The organism is Pseudomonas sp. NFACC56-3 (genome assembly GCF_900100025.1).
Lineage (GTDB): Bacteria > Pseudomonadota > Gammaproteobacteria > Pseudomonadales > Pseudomonadaceae > Aquipseudomonas > Aquipseudomonas fluorescens_AA.
This window is the reverse complement of record NZ_FMTK01000001.1, coordinates 349,902-372,740: the sequence shown is the minus strand read 5'-3', so window position 1 is coordinate 372,740 and position 22,839 is coordinate 349,902. Positions and strand designations below refer to the sequence as shown.

Sequence of the window (22,839 nt, the reverse complement as noted above, 5' to 3'; positions counted from 1 at the left end):
TGGGAGCGAGCTTGCTCGCGATAGCGGCGGATCATTCAGCAATGATGTTGACTGACACACCGCTATCGCGAGCAAGCTCGCTCCCACAAGGGTTCTGAACAGGGCCCCATGGCTGAAATTACTACTTTAGTACCGGTTTTCCTGTCTATGGTCGCATTCACAAGACCTCGACCCTGGCATGTAATGGGCGCATAACAAAAAGGATAAATCCTATGCCCCGTTTGCTGGCGATCCTCTTGCTGGGTCTGGCGCTGAATGTCGCCCAGGCCGAGACCGCGCTGTTTTCAGCGCAGGGCTACCGCATCGCCCAATACCGCAGCCCGACGCCCGCCACCGTCGACGGTGCACAAACCCTGGACACCCAGGCGTTGCAACGGCTGCTCGGGCAAGCGTCGCCTGCGCTGCTGATTGACGTGTACCGCCGGCCCTGGGTCCAGGGGCAGTTCATCGACAACGAACCCCATGCCAACCTTCCAGGCAGCCTGTGGCTGGCCAATACCGGCGACGGCGACCTCTCGCCGGCCTGGCAAGACTATTTCGCCTATCACTTGCGCAAGGCCACCGCCGGGCAGACGGATCGACCACTGGTCTTTTATTGTCGCTCCGATTGCTGGTTGAGCTGGAACGCGGTAAAACGCGCCGCTGCCATGGGCTATAAGCAAGTGTACTGGTATCGCGATGGCCTCGATGCCTGGGAGGCGGCCAATCTGCCCCTGCAGGCCGCCCACCCCGAACCCTTTCCCTGATTTTGCAAAGAAATGCGCGCAACTGCCCTGCCCCATACGACAATAACGAGGTGAATGGCCATGTATAAAATCCTGATAGCCGACGATCACCCACTGTTTCGCGAAGCCATCCACAACGTCATCAGCGACGGTTTTCCTGGCAGCGAAGTCATGGAAACCGCCGACCTGGACAGTGCCCTGGCCTTGACCGCCGAGCACGACGACCTGGACCTGATCCTGCTGGACCTGAACATGCCCGGCATGCACGGGCTCAATGGCCTGATCAACCTGCGCAACGAGGCACCGACCATTCCCGTGGTCATCGTCTCCGCCGAACAGGACAAGCAAGTGGTGCTGCAGGCCATCACCTATGGCGCGGTGGGCTTTATCACCAAATCCTCGCCGCGCTCGCAGATGACCGACGCCATCGAGCAGATCCTCAACGGCAACGTGTACCTGCCGCCGGACATCATCCGCACGCAAAAGAGCCCGGTGGGCCGGCGCCTGAACGAAACCCCGGCGTTCCCGCCGGAACTGCTCCAGGCCTTGACCCGCAAGCAACTGCTGGTGCTCGAACGCATGACCAAGGGCGAGTCGAACAAGCAGATCGCCTACACCCTGGACATCGCCGAAACCACGGTCAAGGCCCACGTCTCGGCGATCCTGCGCAAGCTCAATGTGCACAACCGGGTGCAGGCGATCCTCAGTGCCGGGGATATTGATTTCGGGGCTTATTTGCGGCGTTGAACAGGCGCCATGAATCCCTGTGGCGAGGGAGCTTGCTCCCGCTGGGCTGCACAGCAGCCCCGATCAGGTCGACTCAATGAGCCTGACACACTGAGGTGCCGGGCTTTTGGGGCTGCTTCGCAGCCCAGCGGGAGCAAGCTCCCTCGCCACAACAGTGTTCGGCTCAAGATCGGGAGGGACCCAACAGGTGACTCATCGCGATCTTGAGCTTCATCGGCCGCACCGGCTTGTGCATCAGGGTGTGCCCGCGCTCGCGGATCTGCTGCTTGAGTTCGTTGCTGTAGTTGGCGGTGATCATCATGGCCGGGATCGGTGAGGCCCGGCGGGCGTTGATCCGGGCCACGGCATCGACGCCGTTCTGATCGTGGTCCAGGTGATAGTCGGCGATCAGCAGGTCCGCCTCGGCGTGGTAGTTATCCACCTGGCGGGCCAGGTCCTGTTCCGACAGCGCGGTCACCACCCGACACCCCCAGCCTTCCAGCAAGGTGCGCATGCCGGCGCAGATCGCCGCATCGTTATCCAGCACCCAGACCCGTGCCCCGCGCAGTCGTTCGAGCATTGGCTCGCTCATGTCCAGGCACGGCAACGGCTTGGGCGCGGTGGCGCTCAGCGGCACGTCGATGGCGAACATCGAGCCCTTGCCCGGCCAGGAACGCACCTGGATCCGGTGTCCGAGGATCCCGGCAATTTTCTCGACAATCGCCAGGCCCAGGCCCAACCCACGGTCCTGGTTCGGCCGCTGCACGTCGCCGCGCTTGAACTCCTGGAAAATTTCCTCCAGGCGGTTCTCGGCGATGCCGATGCCGCTGTCCCAGACCTGGATCGACACCCGCTGGCGATGTCGGCGGCAGCCCAGCACCACCCGCCCGCTGGGGGTGTAGCGAATGGCATTGCTCAGCAGGTTACGCAGGATCCGCGCGAGCAATTGCATGTCGCTACGCACCAGCACCGAACAGCCGACAAAGTGCAGCTCCAACCCTTCGCTGCGGGCGATCTGGGCGTATTCGGCGGCCAGGTTGTCCAGCAACTCACTGAGGCCGAACGGCGCGACATCGGCCTTGATCACCCCGGCGTCCAGCTTGGAGATGTCCACCAGGGTGCCCAACAGGTTCTCCACGTCCTGCAGCGAATTGCTGACGTTGCGCACCAGTTGCGCGTTGGCCATCGGCTCGCGGCGCTCAAGCAAGGCACTGGTGAACAACCGGGCAGCGTTGAGCGGTTGCAGCAGGTCATGGCTGACCGCCGCGAGGAATTTGGTTTTGGACAGGTTGGCCTGCTCGGCCTCGCGCTTGGCTTCGCGCAAGCGCAATTCCACCCGGCTGCGCTCGTCGATTTCGCGCAGCAACTGGTCATTGAGCGTGGTCAGTTCGGCGGTGCGTTCCTGGACCCGCTGTTCCAGGTTCTGGTAAGCCTGGTGCAAGGCTTCGGCAGTGCGGCGGCGTTCAGTGATGTCGCGGATCAGCACGAAAATCCCGACCACTTCGCCATTGGCCAAACGGTTCGGCACGTAGGAGCGCAGCATGTAGCGCTCCTGGTTGTTGATGTTGGTCTCGGCGAATTCGAACGTCACGCTCTCACCCGCCAACGCCCGGGCCACGTAGGTTTCCAGGCGCTGGTAATGCTGCTCGCTATGGGCTTCGCGCAGGCTCTGGCCGAGCATCACGCCACGGGGCCAGCAATACCATTGCTCGTAGACCTTATTGGTGAACTCGTAGACCAGGTCGGCGTTGAGGTAAGCGATCAGCGCCGGCACATGGTCGGTGATCAGGCGGATCCAGCGCTCGCTTTCGCTCAGTGCCTCGGCGTGCTGGTAGCGCTCGGTGATGTCGGTGAAGGTGTTGACGTAGCCGCCGGTGGGCAACGGATGCGTGCGGATCTCCAGCACCCGACCATCGCACAGGCGCTGCTCGCATTCGTGGATCAGCCGGCCATTGCTGTCGCGGCTGGCCGGGGTCAGCAGTTGCAACTCACTGTCGGCAATCACTTCGTTGAACGGTCGGTGGGCCGCCACCGGCGCCAGGCCGCTGAGTTCGAGGAAGCGCCGGTTCCACAGCTCCAGCACACCTTGGGCATTGACCATCGCCACGCCCTGGGACAGGTTGTCCACCGCCCGCTGCAACAGATGGGATTTCTGCGCGATGGCCTGCTCGCGGCGCACGGTTTCGCTGAGCTTGACGTCGGTGATGTCGGTAAACAGGATCACCCGCCCGCCTTCCTGGGTCGGCCGCTCGCTGACTTGCAGCCAACGCCCGTTCTGCAAGCGATACAACACATGCTCGTCGGCCTGGCCTCGGGGTTCCTCGCTGAACAGCCCGTTGGCGGTCATCAGGCGCTTCACCTCCGACAGACGCATGCCGGCGACGATGCGCACCCGGCTATTGGCCCAGAAGGCCTTGAAGCGGCTGTTGAACAGGACGATGCGTTGTTGCTCGTCGAACAGCACAAACGCGTCGGAGATGCTTTCGATGGCGTCGATCAGGTGTCGATGGGCGGTTTCCGCCCGCAGCCGCGCCTCGCCCAGCAAGTGATTGCCGGCCTTGAGTTCGGCCATGGCCTGGTTCAGGGCATCGGTGCGCTCACGCACCTGCTCGGCCAGTACCACCGAGTGTTGGAACGCCGCGTAGGGGTCGTTGCCCCGGGTGACGCCGGATTCCACCCGCTCGATCAGCGCTTCGTTGATGCGCCGCAACTTGCGGTTTTCATGCAGCAGGCTGGCGAGCTGGGCCTGTAGGTCAGCGATGGCCGGGGACGCGATGTCGGGCAATGGCAACTCCGGTGAACGTCTGGTTGATGTGCATGCCATTGAACTGTTCTCCATAGGTGTTGAACCCCATCACCCGTTGTTCGCGCAGGAACTGGCCGATCTGCTCCAGGCCGCCACGATCTTCCAACTCCAGGCGCCGGAGGAAGCAATCGCAGCCGATGGTCAGCAACAAGTCGCCGAGGCGCGCCTGCAAACCGTCGAACAGCGTTTGCAGGTTGTGCAGCAAGGGACCGGGAGTCATCGCGGTGAGAACAATGCCGTTCTCCACCGCACAGTAGAAACTCAGGCTCAAGTCCGGGTGCACCTGTTGAATCGCCCGCACGTAGTACTGGTCATTGATGCGCACCGCCAGGGGATGGGCGGCGAAGACCCGGTAGTCGAGCGCGCTCACCGGCACGCCGATGTGCCGGGCATACTCCTCGGCAGCGGGTTCGGCGTTGAGTTCATAGACCCGTCGCGAGGCGCTGTCGGCACCGGTCACCACCAGCTTCTCTTGTCGAGGCAGGATGTGATGGGTGGTGAAGACTTCGAATTCCAGCCAAGTGTTGATCAGCACCACCACAGCCGCGCCACTGTGGAACTGGCCTTCGAAGTAGACATGGGTGTGGGTCAGGTAGTTGTCATCGCCGGCCGAACCGCCGAAATGCGGGATGTCCCCCAGGGCGGCGCTCAAGGCCGCCAGCACCATCTCCTCGCGGCTGGACAGGCCATCGAGCAGGGTCAAGGCGAAACTATGGCCCTTGATCGGCGCCAAGGCGTTGCTGCGACAACCGCTGGCCAGGCGCTCGACCATTTGCTGGGCGTCGATCAGGCTGAAGTGTTCCATTTCCCCGATCAGCTCGGCGGCAATGGAAAAGTGCCGATGATCGAAACCCACCGCCGTCACACAGTTGCGACCGTAACCCTCGGGGGTGATTTCCCCGGCGCTGGTGCAGCCCACCAGGCGAATCCCGCCGAAACTCTGGGACAGCGCCTGGCCGAGGGCCGGCAAGTCGTATTCGGCGGAACAGAAAAACAGCACGAACCCCAGGTGCGGGTGCAACAACTGCCGCGCCAGCGCCTGGGCCACCTGCTGGACGTCGCTCGCCTGGGACATGGCGCTCACCACACCTTCGCTCTGGGCCTGCTGCATCGTCGCCTCCGGCGGGTGCGTGATAGGAGCCCTGAGTGTACGAAGCCGCGCCGGCTCCACGAATGCTACTTGGGTAGCGGGTGGACGCTTCCATGGGATGAGATCGCTTCCACAAACTCCCTCGCCACCAAAAGAGCGATTTGGTACACAGGCAACATCAGTGGCCCATCGGCGCCAAATCACCGCCCAACAAAGCGTCGCGCCGGCCAGCAGCGCGACAAATAATCCAGAGAGCCGTTTGAACGAGGCGTCGGGAGGTCCGTAGTTCGGGGAAAACTGCGAAACTGTTCTCGGGTCTTTTGTCCGGCGTAAATTTTAATTGCACAAGAATGAACGAACCCGGTCGCATACATAATTGTCAACGTCATGACCCAGGCTCCATGCTCTGCGTGACGCCGTTTCGCCTGAAAGCCCCAACGCATTAAGCAGACGCCCACAAGGAACGCCCCATGCCCGCAAGCTCCGGCCCCGCCACCGCCTCTTCATTGCCGCACGCCACCGGTTTCGTCCGGGTGCGTGGCGCCCGCGAACACAACCTCAAGAATGTCGACGTGGACATCCCTCGCGATGCCCTGGTGGTATTCACTGGCGTGTCGGGCTCCGGCAAGTCGTCGCTGGCCTTCTCCACGCTCTATGCCGAAGCCCAGCGTCGTTACTTCGAATCCGTCGCGCCTTATGCGCGGCGCCTGATCGACCAGGTGGGCGTACCGGACGTGGACAGCATCGAGGGCCTGCCGCCGGCAGTCGCCTTGCAGCAACAACGCGGCACCCCCAGTGCACGTTCATCAGTGGGCAGCGTCACCACCCTGTCGAGCCTGATTCGCATGCTTTACTCCCGCGCCGGCAGCTACCCGGCCGACCAGCCCATGCTCTACGCCGAGGACTTCTCGCCCAACACGCCCCAGGGCGCCTGCCAGGAATGCCACGGCCTGGGCCGGGTCTATGAAGTGACCGAAGCCTCCATGGTGCCAGACCCATCGCTGACCATCCGCGAACGCGCCGTGGCTGCCTGGCCCATGGCTTGGCAAGGCCAGAACCTGCGGGACATTCTGGTGACCCTGGGGTATGACGTCGACATCCCGTGGCGCGACCTGCCGAAAAAGCAACGGGACTGGATTCTCTTCACCGAAGAAACCCCTACCGTTCCCGTCTACGCCGGACTGACGCCGGCCCAGACCCGCGCCGCCCTCAAGCGCAAGCTCGAACCCAGTTACCAAGGTACGTTCAGCGGTGCCCGGCGCTACCTGCTGCACACCTTCATGCATTCCCAAAGTGCCCAGATGCGCAAACGCGTGGCGCAATACATGCGCGCCAGCCCGTGCCCGGTGTGCGAGGGCAAACGCCTCAAACGCCAGGCGCTGACCGTGACCTTTGCCGGCCTGGACATCGCCGAGCTGTCGCACCTGCCGCTGCTCGAGCTGGCCGAGGTGCTCAAGCAGGTCTTGGCGCCCGACTACCTTGCACAGGCCGAAGAAACGGGAGACGTCCTCAGTCACCGGCAAACCCGCGAGGCCCGTGAGCAACGCGCCGCCAGGGGCGACAATCCCCATGCGGGCGGGCCCGACGCCCGCCACACACCCAACCTCTCCCTGGAGAAACGCCTGGCCGCCCAACGCATCGCCGCCGAGCTGCTGGAACGGATCGTCACGCTGATCGACCTGGGCCTGGGCTACCTCGCCCTGGAACGCAGCACGCCGACGCTTTCGTCCGGCGAACTGCAACGCCTGCGCCTGGCGACCCAACTCAATTCCCAGTTGTTCGGCGTGATCTATGTGCTGGACGAGCCCTCCGCCGGCCTGCATCCGGCCGATAGCGAAGCCCTGTTTGGCGCCCTGCAACGCCTCAAGGCAGCGGGCAACTCGGTGTTTGTGGTCGAACATGACCTCGATACCATGCGCCGCGCCGACTGGCTCATCGACGTGGGCCCGGACGCTGGCGAACAAGGCGGCAAAGTCCTCTACAGCGGTCCGCCGGCAGGCCTTGGCCAAGTGCCTGAATCACGCACCCGTGCCTACCTTTTTGACGAAGAACACACTGCGACACGCAGCCCACGAGCACCCAAGGATTGGCTGCGGCTGGAAGGCATCACCCGCAACAACCTCGACAACCTGAACGCGGCCTTCCCGTTGGGCTGCTTCACCGCCGTGACCGGTATCTCTGGCTCAGGCAAATCCAGCCTCGTCAGCCAGGCCCTGCTGGATCTGGTCGGCGCCCACCTGGGCCAGGCCAGCCCCAGCACCGAACCCGACGAGCAAAGCCTGGAAGACGAACCCGTGCAAACCAGCGCCGGGCGCGTTGTCGCCGGGCTCGATGCGATCAAGCGCCTGGTCCAGGTGGACCAGAAACCCATCGGCCGTACCCCGCGCTCCAACCTCGCCACTTACACCGGGTTGTTCGACCACGTGCGCAAACTGTTTGCCGCCACGGAACAGGCGCAGGCACTGGGATTCGATGCCGGGCGGTTTTCCTTCAACGTCGCCAAGGGGCGTTGCGAAACCTGCGAAGGTGAAGGCTTCGTCAGCGTGGAGTTGTTGTTCATGCCCAGCGTGTACGCCCCTTGCCCCACCTGCCACGGCGCCCGCTACAACCCACAGACCCTGGAAGTTCGCTGGCAGGGCCTGGACATTTCCCAGGTGTTGCAGCTGACCGTGAACCAGGCACTCGAGGTATTTGCCGAACAAGCGGCGGCCAGGCGTTCGTTGCAAGTGCTGCAAGATATCGGACTGGGCTACCTGCGCCTGGGCCAACCGGCCACGGAGCTGTCCGGCGGCGAAGCCCAGCGGATCAAGTTGGCGACAGAACTGCAGCGCAAGGCCCGGGGCGCAACCTTATATGTGTTGGATGAGCCGACCAATGGGCTGCATCCCCAGGACGTGGATCGCTTGCTGGTGCAGTTGAATCGCCTGGTGGAGGAAGGTCATACGGTGGTTGTGGTGGAACATGACATGCGGGTGGTGGCGCAGAGTGACTGGGTCATCGATATCGGTCCGGGGGCTGGAACCCAGGGCGGAAACGTGGTGGTTTGCGGGGCTCCGGCGACGGTGACGAAATGCCGGGAGAGTCGAACGGCAGCGTTCCTGAAAAGGGCGTTGTCGCTTAAAAAATAGAGGTAAGCGCGCAGTTGGACCTCATATGAATAACGCTTTGCAGTAGACCTCAGAGCGCAGTCAGGTGAAATCCACCTGGGCCACGATATTGAACAGCATGCCGCAGGCGAACAGCCCGATGACCAAAGAAATGCCTCGATTTAAGAATCGTCCAGATACGAGCGCATGAAATTTCCGGCCGCAAAAAGCGCCAGCCGCGATCCATACAAGCCCTACCGGGAAAATAATGGCTGAGAATAGCGAAATGAATGACAGCCAGTTATCCAGCGACAGAAATGTGCCCACCGGCGCAACGAAGGAAACAAAAAACAACCCTTTAGGATTGGTCAGCGTTGCCACGAACAGATCCGCAACGGCAACACCCGTCATTGCGACTGGTGCATGGTCTTTTACCGAAAACCAAAGCTTCAAGGAAATATAAAACAAGAAACACACAGCAAAAATCTTGGTAGCGATCACCACCCAGGAGTGATCGGTAATCAGCAGGTCAATGAACACTCCCCACATCGTCATCTGAATAACGTATGCCAACCATTCGGCTGCCACGAAGCGCATCGAGAGCGTGTTGAGCCCCCTGCTCATACCGACTTGAAACAGCAATGAGTTCGTCGGCCCCGGCACCAACAACACGGTCAACAACGAAAGCACAACATAATTCATAGCATTCATCCATAACTTAAGCCTCTATGACTGACCTTCAAGGCAAGACCGATCCATCATCTTCCCACATGACATCAAGTGCGGCTAATAACGGATTCACTTTTCCGTAGAGCGCTATGTGTATGGCTTCAGACCGTACGCGAATACTGAACCGTCTGGTCCGCCCCCCAGGTATGCGTCGAACGCCATGGCCACGTTGCGCATCATCAATTGGCCCTGGGACATGCCGCCGCCCGCGCTGAACAGCATCCCGCGGCCCCGGGAGTGGGGGTTGATGCCAAATTAAGGAAACCGCATGTCCGCCACACCAACGACCCCCTGTGGGAGCGAGCTCGCTCGCGATAGCGTCGGATCAGTTGCATTGAGGTGGACTGACACACCGCTATCGCGAGCAAGCTCGCTCCCACAGTAGGCGGCGTCGGGCGTGAGAAAGCGTCAACGAAACGTTGCTCTTGCGCACACTCCACACAACCGCTGATCAGTTAGTCCGGCTTTTTGACACTTTCCCCGATATGCGGTCACAACTTTTGCGCTCCGTTGGGTCATAACACGAAGGTCGTCGATGGAATGTTGACGTCTACCGAGGTTTAAGCCTGATACGGAGATAAGCTCATGATTTTCAACGTACAAAATTTTGGCGCCAAAGGAGATGGCATCACAGACGACACGGCAGCTATCCAGAGTGCGATCGATGCAGCGGCTGCGGCCGGCGGTGGGCAGGTGTACATGCCCACCGGCACCTACATCGTTTCCGGTGGTGAAGAACCTTCCGATGGCTGCCTGATGCTCAAGAGCAACGTCTACCTGTACGGCGATGGCATGGGCGACACCACGGTCAAGCTGGCCGATGGGTCCGACACCAAGATCACCGGCATCATCCGCTCGGCCTATGGCGAGGAAACCCACGATTTCGGCGTGAGCAACCTCACCATCGACGGCAACCGCGACAGCACCACCGGCAAGGTCGACGGCTGGTTCAACGGCTATATTCCCGGCGAAGAAGGCTACGACTCCAACGTGACCCTCGACAGCGTCGAGATCAAGGATTGCTCCGGGTACGGTTTCGACCCCCACGAGCAAACCGTCAACATGGTCATCAAGAACAGCGTGTCCCACGGCAACGGCCTGGACGGCTTCGTCGCCGACTTCCTCAGCGACAGCACCTTCGAAAACAACATCGCCTACAACAACGACCGCCACGGTTTCAACGTCGTCACCAGCACCCACGATTTCACCCTGACCAATAACGTCGCCTACGACAACGGCGGCAATGGCATCGTGGTCCAGCGCGGCAGCGAGGACATTCCCTCGCCCAGCAACATCACCATCACCGGCGGCGAGGTGTACGGCAACGGTGCCGAAGGGGTGCTGATCAAGCTCTCCAGCGAAGTGACCGTCACGGGCGTCGACATCCATGACAACACCAGCGCCGGGATCCGCATCTACGGCAGCAACCACGTCGACGTCATCGATAACACCCTCAACAACAACGCCCTGGGCAGTGCCGTACCGGAAATCATCATCCAGTCCTATGACGACACCCTGGGCGTGTCCGGCAAGTACTTCAACGGCAGCGATAACCTCATCCAGGGCAACATCATCAGCGGCAGCGACCTGTCGACTTACGGTGTTGCAGAGCGCAATGAAGACGGCACCGACCGCAACGCCATCATCGCCAACACCATCAGCCACACCAGCAAGGGTGCCACGCTGGTCTATGGCGACGGCAGCTACGTCAGCGCCACCGTACCCATGACCACCGTACAAGGCACGCCCGGCAACGACACCCTGCTCGGCAGCGCCGCCAGCGAGATTTTCTATGGCGGCGCGGGCAACGACACCATCAATGGCGCGGCCGGTGGCGATATCCTCGTCGGTGGCGCGGGCGTCGACAAACTCACCGGCGGCACCGGCGCCGATACGTTCCGGTTCGTCGCCCAGTCCGACAGTTACCGCAACGCGACCACCAGCTTCGATGACACCATCACCGACTTCGACGTCACCCAGGACAAGATCGACCTCGCCGGCCTCGGTTTCACCGGCCTGGGCAACGGCCGTGGCGGCACCTTGCAAGTCAGCTACAACGCCAGCAGCGACCGCACCTACATCAAGGACTTCGACGCCGATGCCAGCGGCAATCGTTTCGAGCTGATCCTCTCGGGCAACCTCGCCAGTACCCTGACCGCCAGCAACTTCATCTTCAACCGGGTGATCACCGGCACCAGCGGCAGCGACTCGCTGTTGGGCAGCGATGCGGCCGACACCTTGCTCGGCCTGGCGGGCAATGACAGCCTCAGTGGCGGCGCTGGCGATGACAAGCTCGACGGCGGTGCCGGCATGGACACCCTCACCGGTGGCGCTGGGGCGGATACCTTTGTGTTCGCCAATCGCTTAGACAGCTACCGCAACTACAACACCGGCGGCGCCAACCTGGGCGACCTGATCACCGACTTCAACGTCAGCGCCGACAAGATCGACCTCTCGGCCATGGGTTTCACCGGCCTGGGGGATGGCAAGAACAACACCGTGTACCTGGTGCTCAACAGCGCCGGCACCAAGACCTACATCAAATCCCTGGAAGCCGACGCCAATGGCAACCGCTTCGAAGTGGCACTGGACGGTAATTACCTCAACACCCTGACCAGCGCCAACTTCGTCTTCGCCACCACGTCGCCGACCAACCAGGCGCCCGTGCTGGCTACGCCGCTGGTGGATCAGAACGCCACCGAAAACACCCCGTTCAGCTACGTGGTGCCGGCCACCAGCTTCACCGATCCGGATAACGACAGCCTGAGCTACACCGCCAAGCTCGCCAACGGCGACCCCCTGCCCAGTTGGCTGACCTTCGATGCCGCCACTCGCACCTTCAACGGCACGCCTCCCGACACCGCGTCGGGCACCTACTCGATCCAGGTCACGGCCACCGATGGCAGCAACGCCACCGTCAGTGACAGTTTTACGCTCGCCGTGCAGGACGTCCCTACAGCCATTGTGATCAATGGCACGCCGAACAACGACACCCTGACCGGCACCGCGGCCAATGAGCAACTGTTCGGTGGCGCGGGCAACGACACCCTCAATGGCGGCGCCGGCAACGACATCCTGGTCGGTGGCACCGGGGTCGACAAGCTTACCGGTGGCACCGGAGCCGATGTGTTCCGCTACACCTCGAAACTCGATAGCTACCGCACGAGCTCCACCAGCGCCAGTGACCAGATCCTCGACTTCGACGTGGCCGCCGACAAGATCGATGTGTCGGCCCTCGGCTATACCGGCCTGGGCAACGGGCTCAACGGCACTCTGCAAGTCACTTACAGTTCGTCGACCAACCGCACCTACCTCAAGGACCTCACGGTCGACGCCAACGGCAACCGGTTCGAGATCTCGATGGCGGGCAACTTCGTCAGCAGCCTGACCGCCAATCACTTCGTCTTCGCCGACCAGACCAACCCCAGCAACGTGGCCCCGGTCGTGGCCACCCCCCTCCTGGACCAGAACGCCAGTGAAAGCACGCCCTTCAAATACACCGTGGCGAGCAACAGTTTCACCGACGCCAACCAGGATGTGCTGACCTATACCGCGACCCTCGCCAACGGCAACGCCCTGCCCGCCTGGCTGAGCTTCAATGCCACCAGCCTGACCTTCAGCGGCACGCCAACCAGCACCGCTGCGGGCAACTACGACATACTGGTCAAGGCCACCGATCCCTCGGGCGCCTCGGTCAGCGACAACTTCAGCCTGGTGGTGGCCGATGCACCCGCCAACACCATTACCGGCACCAACAATGCCGAAACCCTCAACGGCACGACAGGGGCGGACCTGATCCTCGGCCTCGGCGGCAACGATACGATCAAGGCCGGCACAGGCGCGGACATCGTCGACGGCGGTGCCGGACGGGACTCGTTGTACGGTGGCGATGGCGCCGACACGTTTCGCTACAGCAACCTGTCCGACAGCTACCGCGACTACGACACCGGTGGTGTCACGGCCACCGACACGATTTATGACTTCACCGTTGGCGTCGACAAAATCGACGTCTCGGGGCTGGGCTTTCTCGGCCTAGGCGATGGCAGCAACGGCACGTTGTACATGACCCTGAACGCGGCCGGCGACAAGACCTACGTCAAGTCCGCCGAGGCCGACGCCGATGGCAATCGCTTCGAGATCGCCCTCAACGGCAACTACCTCAACACCCTCACCGCCAACGACTTCGTCTTCGGCGAACGTGCCCAGCAGGACATTCTCTACCTGCCCACCCTCGGCCAATCCAATGCGCGCCTGCTGCGCATGACCGAGGACGACGACCAATCCGGCACCTCGATGCTGGTCAATGACTTGAACCGCTACACCACCTACGACGTGCGCAGCCAGTTCACCGATGCCGATGGCAACGGTATCGACATCGCGGTCGGCGGCAGCACGGTCAACGGCCTGTCCACACTCAGCCCCGAGGAACTCCAACTGTGCTGGTGGCTGACGGACACCAACCAACCCGGGCCGGCACTGTTGCGGGCGGTGACGTTGCTGCGCGACCAGCGCACCGAACTGCAGTCGATCGACAACGTCACCATGGGTATCATCTGGGGCCAGGGCGAGGAAGCCGCCCAGGAAATCGCCCGCGCCACGGACAAGGCCGCGGCGGCAGCGGCCTACAAGGCTGCAACCTTGAAAGTGTTCGATTACCTGCACGCCCAGTTCGGCAACTTCAGTGTGTACATGATGGAGACCGGGCACTACGAGCAGGACGCGGCGCGGGCCCGGGGTTACTCGGAAGAAAAGATTGCCTCCATCGTCGAAGGCGTCGGTTATGTCCGCGCCGCCCAGGAGGCCATGGCCGCCGAACGCGCCGACGTCAAGCTGGCGGTGGACTACACCGACCTGCCCTTGCGCTACGAAGTCGATCCGCTGGTGTATCCCGACGACGTCTGGCACCTGCACGAAGAATCGGCGGAAATCGTCGGCCAGCGCCTGGCCGACTACATCGCCGATGACCTGGGCTTCCACGGCAATCCCAACGACAACAACAGCGTGCAGGACATTTTCGACAACGCCCAGAACCAGGGCGGACACATTTCCGGCACCGACCAGGACGATACCCTGGTGGGCAGCTCGGGCAACGACACGATCAATGGCGACCTGGGCGCCGACACCATGACCGGCGGCGATGGCAACGACATCTACGTGGTCGACAACGCGTTCGACAGTGTGGTGGAAACCAACACCTCGGCCTCGCAGATCGACACCGTGCAGGCTTCGGTCAGTTGGACCCTGGGCGCCAACCTCGAAAACCTGGTACTCACCGGCATATCGGAGATCGACGGCACCGGTAACGAGCGGCGTAACTTCATCACCGGCAACGCCGCCCATAACGTGCTCGATGGCGCCGCCGGGGCCGACAGCATGAGTGGTGGTGACGGCAACGACAGTTACTTTGTCGACAATGCCGACGACAGCGTGATCGAGACCAACAGCAATGCGGTGACGGGAGGCGTCGACAGTGTGCACAGCAGCCTGGCCGCCTATACCTTGGGTAACAATGTCGAAAACCTGTATATCGACAGCACTGGCACCGCCAATGGCACGGGCAACGCGCTGGACAACACGCTGTTCGCCGGCGCCGGCAACAACATCCTGGACGGGCGCGATGGCAGCGATACGGTGTCGTTCGAGCGAGCCTTGGCCGGCGTTACCGTGAACCTCTCGACGTCTGCGCAACAAAACACGGTGGGTTCCGGGCTCGATACCTTGAAATTCATCGAGAACCTGACGGGAAGCGCCTATGCCGACAGTCTGTCCGGTAACAGTGCGGGAAACATCCTGGATGGCGGTGCAGGCAACGATACGTTGGTGGGCGGTTCGGGCGATGACCGGTTGATCGGCGGCGCGGGCACCGACAACCTCACCGGTGGCACGGGCGCGGACACCTACGCGTTTGGTGCGCTGTCGGACATGGGCGTCGGGGCTTTGCGCGATGTGATCAACGGTTTCAAGAGCGCGGAGTTCGACAAGTTGGACCTCACCGGCCTGGACGCCAACCCGGCGACCGCCACTGTCGATGCCTTCACCTTCATCGGCAGCAATGCCTTCGACGCCACCAACGCCACCGGCCAGTTGCGCTTCGTCGATGGCATCCTCTCCGGCAGTACCAACGCCGACGCCACTCCCGAGTTCGAATTCGAACTGGTGGGTGTCAAGGAGCTGCACGCCAGCGACTTCACCGCCTGAATCAAGCCCCCACAAGGGGGCTTGAGCCCAGATCAAACTGTGGGAGCGAGCTTGCTCGCGATGACGGCAGCACATCCAGCATGGATGTTGACTGATCCACCGCTATCGCGAGCAAGCTCGCTCCCACAAGGCTCCTGCTGAGCCTGAAAACTTGAAGGCAAGCACAAGGCCTGGACAGCTTTTTGGCGAACTTGAACCCTGGACTGTCTAGAACAAGCTTTGCACCTGTTCCAGCACCGCGCGGTTCATCTGACCAGTGTGAGTGTGCAGGCTCACATAGCTTTGCAGCATGTCGAGCTTGGTATTGAGCAGGTCCCGGCGGGCCTGGAACAACCGCTGCTGCGCATCAAGAATATCCACCGTGGAACGCACGCCACCCTGGAAACCTTTTTCCGTCGACGCCAGTGCTCGCTGGTTGGACTCTACCGCCCGCTGCATGGCCTTGCTCTTGGTGAACCCGGCGACGACGCCCAGGTAATCAGCCTCGATGTCCTCGGCCAGTTGTTGGCGCTGCACGTCGTAGTCGGACTGGGCGCCCGCCAGTTGTGCTTCGGCCTTGGCCACCGAGGCCCGTACCGCCCCGCCGCGATACAGCGGAATGTCCAACTGCACGCCCACGTAATAGGTGTCCTGGCGCGGGTCGAGTTCCTGGTATTGACGGGTTTCCCGGCGGGTCAATTGAGTGGTCAACGACAGGGTTGGGTAATGCCCGGCGCGTTGACTGTCGGCCTGGGCTTCGGCGACTTTCACCGCCGCCAGCCGGGCGGCCAGCTCGGGGCTGGCCTGGCGCGCAATCGCCGTCCAGTACGGCAAGTCCTGCTCCGGCGGGATCGGGCTACCGGCGGCCAGTTCTTCGCGCATCGGCAGGATGTCATCGATGGGCACGCTGGCCCGCCCGGACAAGGCTCGCAAGGCGGCCACGCGGCGCGCCTGGGCTTCAGCCTCCTGGGCTTGCACCAGGTCGAGCCTCGCCTGAGCCTCATCGATATCGGTGATCGCGCCCTGGCCACCCTCGTACAGTTTTTTGCTCTGGATGACCAAGCCATGGATGGCCGCCTTTTGCTGCTGGATCAGCTTGATCTCGTTCTCGGCCCGGGCGACGTCGAAATACCCCTTCGCCACCCGGTCATACAAGGTCTGACCGGCCACATCGAACACCTGGATACCCAGTTGCCCCCGCGCCTTGCCTTCCTGGTACGCCGCCCAGCGGGCCTTGTCATAGAGCGGCTGTTGCGCCGCCAGGGTGACGTTGTTCGCCTGATAATCGTTGCTGTTGACGTAAGTGCTGTCGTCACCGCCGTCGGTACGTCCGCCGTAGCCGTAGCGTGAGGTCAGCGACACTTGCGGGTAGAGACCACCACGACCGATGTCCTCTTCATGGCGCGAAGCTTCAAAAGCGTGAGCCGCCGACTGCACGGTCGGATCGTTGAGGCGCGAGGCATCGTAGGCGGCGGTGAGGCTCAGGCCACCCTCGGCGGCCCACAGCGGATTGATCACCGCCCAACCGGTATACAGGCCCAGCAACACACGGCAACGGTAGCGACAACGGTCGACCATGCTCATTCCTCCTTGAAGGCTGCCAGCAAGCGTTCGCGCAAAGGCTTCATCAGGTAATTCATCAAGGTGCGTTCGCCGGTCACCACCGTGACATCGGCGAGCATGCCGGGGCGCACCAGCAGGCCGGCGCTCTGCAACGCGACGACGGTCTCGGCGGGAATCTCGACCTTGGCGGAGAAGTACGGTTGGTGCGTCTGCTCATTGATCAACTGATCCGCCGACACCGTCGTCACCGTGCCGGTGACCGTCGGTGTATCCACCCGTTGCAGCGCGGTGAAATGCACATGGACCGGCAGGCCCGGGCGCAGTTTGTTGGCCATCAGCGGCTCGAAGCGGGCGGTGATCGCCATCGGCGCATCCAGCGGCACCACCTGCATCAGGGTCTGGCCGGCCTGCGCAACGCCGCCGACCGTATGAATGCTCACGTCCATGACCTGCCCGGCCACGGGCGCGCGGATCGCACCGTTGTCGACTTCAAACTGCAAGGCCCGGATCTGATCGGCATAACCGGCCGCCTCGGCCGAGACTTCGCTGAGCTGGGTTTCGGCATCGCGGCGAAACTCCTGCTGCGCCTGCAAGGCCTTGAGCCGGCTTTCGTTGATTGCCTGCCGGGTCCTGCCGACATCGCCCACCCCAGAAGCGATCTGCCCCGCCAACTGGGCCGCATTGCGCTCGGCCTCGAACAGTTTGTTGCGCGGAACGTAGCCTTCCCGGGCCAGGTCACGCAGGCCTTCAAGCTCTTGCTGCTGGAAGCGCATCTGCGCGTCGTAGTTGCGCTTGACGCCTTCGTAGCCAAGCAGTTGTTGCTGCAATGCCGCAGCTTCGTGCTCGATGATCTGCAAGCGGCTGCCCAGCTCCGCACGGCGGGTGATGAACAACTGGCTCTGCAACGCCATGGCCGCCTTGACCCGTGGCTCGTCGGCACGCGCCAGCAGCTCCGCGGGCCATTGGATCTCGGCGCTGCCCAGGCGCTCGGCAATCAAGCGCGCCTCGATGCTGCGATCATTGAGCAGCTTGCCCAGGGTCACGTCCAGTTGCGACTGCGCCTGCACCGTGTTGAGTTGCACGAGCAATTGCCCCTGAGTGACGCGGTCGCCATCGCTGACCAGCAGCTTTTCCACCACCCCGCCGACCAGCGACTGCACCGCCTTGCGCTCCCCCGCGACCACCACGGTGCCGCTGCCCACCACGCCCTGGTCGAGTGGCGCCAGGCAGGCCCAAAGCAGGAAAGCACCCAGCGTCAGGACCAGGAACCCCACACCATAACGCGCCGCACTCCCGGCATCGGTCCTGGCGCTGGGCAGCGCCAAGGTGTTGCGCACGCTCAGCCCCTGATCGCTGTAAGCGTGTGTCTCTGGGATCAGATCACGCATCTTTGCCAGCCTCCCTGACCGTGGCCGGTCGCGGCCCCGGCATCAATGCCTTGAGCACTCGGTCCCGAGGGCCGAACGCCTGTTGAGTCCCGTCCTTGAGCACTAGGATGTGATCGACCACCGCCAGCACACTGGGCCGGTGAGTGATCAACACCACGGTGCTGCCGGCCGCCTTGAGCGCACTGATCGCCTGGACCAGCGCCGCCTCGCCGGCGTCATCGAGATTGGAGTTGGGCTCATCGAGCACGATCAGCGACGGCCGCCCATAGAGCGCGCGAGCCAGGCCCAAGCGTTGTTTTTGCCCACCGGACAAGCCAAGTCCGCCAGGGCCCAGCGGCGTGTCGTAGCCCTTGGGAAACCTCAGGATCATTTCGTGGATGCCGGCATGCCGTCCGGCGGCGATGATTTTGTCGGCGTCCTGCTCACCGAAACGGGCGATGTTGTCGGCGACCGTGCCGTCGAACAACTCGATGTCCTGGGGCAAGTAGCCAAGGTGCGGCCCCAGGGCGTCGTGGGACCACTGGCTGATCTCGGCATCGTCCAGGCGCACCGACCCGCCCATGGCCGGCCAGACCCCGACCAGGGCCCGGGCCAGCGTCGATTTGCCGCTGGCGCTTGGCCCGACCACGGCCAGCACGTCGCCCTTGGCGAGGCTGAAATTGATCCCGCGCAGGATCGGCTGCGTAGCCCCCGGCGGGCCGACATACAACTGTTCCAGGCGCACCGCGCCGCTGGGCGGTGGCAACGGCATGCGCAGGCGTTCACGCGGGTGCTGGGCCAGCAATTGGCTCAGGCGCTGATAGCTCTGGCGCCCGGCGTTGAATTGCTTCCACGAACCGATGGCGATTTCCACGGGCGCCAGGGCTCGCCCCAGCAACAGCGACATCGCAATCATCATGCCCGCCGACAGTTGGCCTTCGAGCACCAGCAAGGCCCCCAACCCCAAGGCCAGGGACTGCCCGGAGATCCGCACGAAACGCGTCGCCGAAGTGATGCGCGCGCCGCGGTCGCTGGCATGGGCCTGGGCGGCAATGATGCGTTGCTGCAACAGGCTCCAGCGCTGGCGCAACGGCCCGAGCATGCCCAGGGCCTGGATGACTTCAGCGTTGTGCAGCGTGCTGTTGACATAGATCGACGACTGCACCCCCAAGCGATTGGCTTCGCCCAGGCGCGTGCGCGTGGCCAGTTCGCCCCACAGCGCCAAGCCGATCAGCACCAGGGCAAGCACCAGCGTCAGCACGCCGAACCAGGGGTGAAAGATGAACGCCACCAGCAGGAAGATCGGCAGCCAGGGGGCGTCGAGCAACGCGATCAAACCTTGCCCGGTGATCAACTGGCGCAACGTCGCCAGGTCGCTGAGCACCTGCGCCGGGTTGGCGTTGTGTTCGCGCAGGCTGCGGGCGAAAGCCGCGTCGAAGACCCGCTCGCCCAAGGCATCGTCCAGCCCCGCGCTCATACGGATCATCACCTCACCGCGCACCCACTCGATCAAGGCACTGAACATGAACAGTCCCAGGGCCATCAAGGTGAGCATGAACAAGGTGGTTTCGTTGCGGCTGGTCAGGACCCGGTCGTAGACCTGCATCATGTACAGCGACGGCACCAGCACCAGCAGATTGATCACGCCACTGAACAACGCCAGCGCCCAGAACACCCGGCGGTAGCTCAGTAAGGCAGCATCGATGTCATGACGCGGATCGAGTAGAAACCCCATGGGAAATTGCCTGCAAAAGAAATTGTCGGTCTAGGACGCAATCCATCGCGAGGCTCTTTTCATCGAGAGAGCTCGAGAAAAAACTATCTAGCTGATGTGCCGATACCAGGGACGATCCTCATCCCTACAGGCGCCAATTACTGACAACGCGACCGCGGGTTAGTGCCGGTTCGCCAGGCTGGATTTGCAAGTGGGTGACAGGCGGAAGGGCCGCGCTTCAAGACGGAGGTTTTTGCGTCTTGAATGGGCTGGAAAGGCGGTTTTGTTGACGCCAGTAACGTGGCGTCAACAGGGCAAAAACGCGGGACTAGCCGAGGGAGGCGACACGCTCAGGCTGCGGCGAATGCCGCGATGTCGCCAGACCGATGAAGGAAATGACCAGTGCCAGACCCAGGGTGGTGCTGACTTCGCTGCGGTGCTCGGGGGTGATCATCATGACCGCCAGCGCCGCCGAGATGAACACGATGACCAACCAGGTCAGCCAAGGGAACAGCCACATGCGAAAAGGCAGCTCGATGTTCTGCCGTTGCATCATTCGGCGCATGCGCAGTTGCGAGATGGCGATCACCAGGTACACCAGCAAGGCGATGGCGCCGGAGCTGGCGAGCAGGAATTGGAACAGGCCGGCGGGCATGAAATAGCTGAATAAAGTGACACCCGCGCCCAACACGGTGCTGGCAATCACCGCCGACCGTGGCACACCGGCCGAGGACGTGACCTTCAAGGCCTTTGGCGCATCGCCACGGCGCCCCAGGGAATACAACATCCGCGAGGCGATGTAGATCGAAGAATTCATGCAACTGGCCACGGCGATCAGCACCACCACGTCCACCAGGAATTTGGCGTGGGGGATGTTCATCAGCTCCAGGGCACGCTGGTAGGAACCGACTGAAGCCAGGAGCGGATCGTTCCAAGGCACCACGGAAATGACCACGAAGATCGACAGCAGGTAGAACACACCGATACGCCAGATCACCGAACGAGTGGCCTTGGCGATGTTCTGCGCAGGGTTATCGGATTCGGCGGCAGCGATCGTCACCGCCTCCGTACCGATGAAGCTGAACATGATGGTGATGAACGCGCCCACCACCGCCGACAGGCCGTTGGGGGCGAACCCGCCATGCTCCTCCATCAACCGACTCAGGCCGCTGGCCTCGCGCTCGGGAATCCAGCCCATCAGCACCGCGAAACCCAGGGAGATGAAGCCAATGATCGCCACGACCTTGGCCATGGCGAACCAGAACTCGAACTCACCGTATTTCGACACGCTGAACAGATTCGTCACGGCCAGCAGAACGATCGACACCGAGGCAAACAGCCAGGCATCGACGGCGGGAAACCATTGGTTGAGTACATGACCGGCGGCCAACGCTTCGATGGGAATCACCAGCACCCAGAACCACCAGTAGAGCCAACCGATGGTGAAGCCTGCCCAGCGCCCGATGGCCTGATCGGCATAGGTGGAGAAGGAGCCGGTGTCCGGATTGGCGACCGCCATCTCACCCAGCATGCGCATGACCAGGACCACCAACAGCCCGGAAAACAGATAGGCCAGCATGACGGCCGGGCCGGCGGCGGCAATGGCGTGGCCCGATCCCACGAACAGACCCGCGCCGATGATTCCGGCGATGGACAGCATGGTGACGTGACGAGGCTTGAAGCCCTGTGCCAGATGGCCGTTCGAGTCCTTGAAGCTGGGGCTGGTCATTTTCTTATTCTCTTGTGATCGAACATTGAGACGCGCGCAGGGAAAGTCGGTGGTGCTGGTTTTCCCGCCCCTCCTGGAAGCGGCACCGTTTGGCTGTGTTGATCCACCTTGGGCGAACGTGCGCACTCGCGGTGAAAAGTCGCGCCACGTTACCTGCCTTCCCTCTCGAGTCAGCTACCTGAACGCGCCATCTCTGTGCCTGATTTCGCCACGTGGAGGCATGGCGTTTTGCCTCTTGCCAGGCGTCTGGACCGTGGCATTCAGCTAAGTCGCCGAGGAGCGGCAACGAAATAAACCCTTTAAAAACTTTACTGGGTTAAGTATTTTGCATGCCTATGCCCGGCCTGTCGCTAACCGCAAACCTGTGGGAGCGAGCTTGCTCGCGATGGCGGTGTTTCAGTCGACTTGAATGCGGCTGATCCACTGCTATCGCGAGCAAGCTCGCTCCCACAGGATTGGTGCGCCGAGGTCTTCAACCTCTTCTTTACGACAAGGACCCCTCCCGTGAGCGGACTGCGTGAACGTCAAAAAGCCGAACGCCGGCAAGCCATCAGCAAGGCGGCGGTCGAACTGTTCGAGCGCCAGGGTTTCCAGAACACCACCATCGAACAGATCGCCAGCCAGGCCGGCGTATCGGCTCCCACGGTGTTCAAGTACTTCGGCAACAAGCAGGAGATCATCCTGGAAATCCTGCACGACGCCGACCAGCGCGCGCTCACGGACACCCGCAGCCGGATGCCTGAAATCGAGGACCCGGTCCAAGCGCTGTGTTATCTGGAGCGGCTGTTGACCGGTTACGCACTGGAGGTCATGCACCCGAGCCTGTGGCGCGAGTTGCTGCCGCTGATCCTGTTTGGTGGCGATAACGGGCTGCCCGAGGGGTATCGCGCCATGAACGATGCGCTCAGGGCCGAAATCAGTGGGCTGATCAGGGAATTGCAACAGGCCGGCAAATTACGCGCCGACCTGGACGTCGACCTCGCCGCGTTCCTGTTGAACGACTATTCGCACTTGCAGCTGTTCAGGCTGGTCAACCAGGAACAACCGGATATCGAGGCACACTCCACCCAGGTCCGGCGAATCACCGAATTGCTCTTCCTGGGCATGCGCGCCTGAGGGAGGCCCCC

Annotated in this window: 12 protein-coding genes; 5 read left to right on the top strand and 7 right to left on the bottom strand. The window is 62.4% G+C overall.

What is annotated here, in order from left to right:
- Window positions 1-212 precede the first annotated feature (212 nt).
- Window positions 213-746: a PQQ-dependent catabolism-associated CXXCW motif protein gene (locus BLO80_RS01500; RefSeq protein ID WP_092326292.1), complete on the top strand. Its 534-nt coding sequence runs from the start codon at window positions 213-215 to the stop codon at window positions 744-746.
- A gap of 60 nt (window positions 747-806) precedes the next feature.
- The gene (locus tag BLO80_RS01495) at window positions 807-1,472 is read left to right on the top strand and encodes a response regulator transcription factor (RefSeq protein WP_072405723.1); all 666 of its coding nucleotides are present in this window, start codon (window positions 807-809) and stop codon (window positions 1,470-1,472) included.
- 163 nt (window positions 1,473-1,635) lie between these two features.
- Here the strand turns inward: BLO80_RS01495 and nahK are convergent, their stop codons facing one another.
- Window positions 1,636-4,275: a hybrid sensor histidine kinase/response regulator NahK/ErcS' gene (gene nahK, locus BLO80_RS01490; protein ID WP_092326290.1), complete on the bottom strand. Its 2,640-nt coding sequence runs from the start codon at window positions 4,273-4,275 to the stop codon at window positions 1,636-1,638.
- Window positions 4,205-5,368, bottom strand: coding sequence for a nitric oxide-sensing protein NosP (gene nosP / locus BLO80_RS01485; protein ID WP_092326289.1), 1,164 nt, complete (start codon window positions 5,366-5,368; stop codon window positions 4,205-4,207). Before nosP ends, nahK begins: the two co-directional genes overlap by 71 nt.
- A gap of 449 nt (window positions 5,369-5,817) precedes the next feature.
- Between nosP and BLO80_RS01480 the strand changes: the two genes are divergently transcribed.
- The gene (locus tag BLO80_RS01480) at window positions 5,818-8,475 is read left to right on the top strand and encodes an excinuclease ABC subunit UvrA (protein WP_092326287.1); all 2,658 of its coding nucleotides are present in this window, start codon (window positions 5,818-5,820) and stop codon (window positions 8,473-8,475) included.
- 60 nt (window positions 8,476-8,535) lie between these two features.
- Here the strand turns inward: BLO80_RS01480 and BLO80_RS01475 are convergent, their stop codons facing one another.
- Window positions 8,536-9,135 (bottom strand): LysE family translocator, encoded by a 600-nt coding sequence (locus tag BLO80_RS01475; RefSeq protein ID WP_092326286.1) that lies wholly within the window; start codon window positions 9,133-9,135, stop codon window positions 8,536-8,538.
- A 612-nt stretch (window positions 9,136-9,747) separates the two neighbouring features.
- Between BLO80_RS01475 and BLO80_RS01470 the strand changes: the two genes are divergently transcribed.
- Window positions 9,748-15,360: a putative Ig domain-containing protein gene (locus tag BLO80_RS01470; protein WP_092326284.1), complete on the top strand. Its 5,613-nt coding sequence runs from the start codon at window positions 9,748-9,750 to the stop codon at window positions 15,358-15,360.
- 207 nt (window positions 15,361-15,567) lie between these two features.
- On the opposite strand, the gene BLO80_RS01465 is transcribed toward BLO80_RS01470, so the two are convergent.
- From BLO80_RS01465 to gabP, 4 genes are all read right to left on the bottom strand, one after another.
- The gene (locus BLO80_RS01465; protein ID WP_092326283.1) at window positions 15,568-16,917 is read right to left on the bottom strand and encodes a TolC family outer membrane protein; all 1,350 of its coding nucleotides are present in this window, start codon (window positions 16,915-16,917) and stop codon (window positions 15,568-15,570) included.
- Between the two features lie 2 nt (window positions 16,918-16,919).
- Window positions 16,920-18,290 carry an HlyD family type I secretion periplasmic adaptor subunit gene (locus BLO80_RS01460; RefSeq protein WP_092326281.1) on the bottom strand — a complete coding sequence of 457 codons (1,371 nt, stop codon included), beginning with the start codon at window positions 18,288-18,290 and terminating at the stop codon, window positions 16,920-16,922.
- Window positions 18,283-20,004 carry a type I secretion system permease/ATPase gene (locus BLO80_RS01455; protein WP_092326280.1) on the bottom strand — a complete coding sequence of 574 codons (1,722 nt, stop codon included), beginning with the start codon at window positions 20,002-20,004 and terminating at the stop codon, window positions 18,283-18,285. The genes BLO80_RS01460 and BLO80_RS01455 overlap by 8 nt, the downstream gene beginning before the upstream one ends.
- Before the next feature lie 307 nt (window positions 20,005-20,311).
- On the bottom strand, window positions 20,312-21,712 hold the full coding sequence (gabP, locus tag BLO80_RS01450; protein WP_092258975.1) for a GABA permease: 1,401 nt from the start codon (window positions 21,710-21,712) through the stop codon (window positions 20,312-20,314).
- 504 nt (window positions 21,713-22,216) lie between these two features.
- Here gabP and BLO80_RS01445 point away from each other — a divergent pair.
- Window positions 22,217-22,828: a TetR/AcrR family transcriptional regulator gene (locus tag BLO80_RS01445; RefSeq protein ID WP_072410139.1), complete on the top strand. Its 612-nt coding sequence runs from the start codon at window positions 22,217-22,219 to the stop codon at window positions 22,826-22,828.
- Window positions 22,829-22,839: the final 11 nt, after the last annotated feature.